The sequence below is a fragment of the Micromonospora sp. KC721 genome (genome assembly GCF_004348355.1).
Classification (GTDB): domain Bacteria; phylum Actinomycetota; class Actinomycetes; order Mycobacteriales; family Micromonosporaceae; genus Micromonospora.
The window spans coordinates 1-757 of record NZ_SMJY01000411.1 but is presented as its reverse complement, the minus strand read 5'-3'; the positions used below and the strand labels follow the sequence as shown (position 1 = coordinate 757).

The 757-nt window shown below is 72.8% G+C and carries 1 protein-coding gene; it reads right to left on the bottom strand.

From position 1 onward, the window contains the following. Positions 1-137: 137 nt before the first annotated feature. On the bottom strand, positions 138-757 hold a 620-nt coding region (locus E1182_RS30715), incomplete at its 5' end, for a cellulose binding domain-containing protein (RefSeq protein ID WP_207921587.1).

Genomic DNA, 757 nt, shown 5'->3' with positions numbered 1-757 from the left:
CACCAACAGGTCCCCCAGACCCGCCCGGTCGGCTGCCCCATGCCCGACGGTCAGCAGCATCCCCTCATGGTGCCCGAGATCGTGGCGGGTCGCCGTCCGGAACGAACGCAACCCGCCACGATCTGCAGCGGCTGCTGCTACGACACGGTGCAGGGAGCGCCGTTGAGGGTGAAGGTGGTGGGCTTCGGGTTGGTCCCGGTGTGGGTGCCGTTGAAGCCGAAGCTGGTCGACGCCCTCGGCGCGAGCGTCCCGTTGTACGGCAGGTTCGTCGCGGTCACCGCCGTACCGGTCTGGGTGTAGGTGGCCGACCAGCCCTGGCCCACCTTCTGCCCGCCGCTCGGGAAGGTGAAGGCGAGCGTCCAGCCGCTGACGGTGGTGGTGCCGGTGTTCGTGACGGTGATGTTCGCGGTGAAGCCGGTGTCCCAGGTGCTGGTCGTCCAGGTCACCGCGCAGCCGCCGCCGACCGGCGGGTCCGCGGTGGTGACGGTGACCGGCGGTGAGGCCGCGGAGACGTTGCCGGCCGCGTCCACCGCGACCACGGTGAAGGTGTACGTGGTGGCGGCGGTCAGCCCGGTGACGGCGAGTGTGGTGCCGGTGGTCGAGCCGACGAGGACATCCCCGGCCCGGTGGACCCGGTACCCGGTGACGCCCACGTCGTCGGTGGCCGGTGCCCAGGTCAGGGTGAGCCCGGTCGGGCCGATCGCGGAGGCGGTCGGGGTGCCCGGGGCGGTGGGCGCGGTGGTGTCCGGCGCGGGAG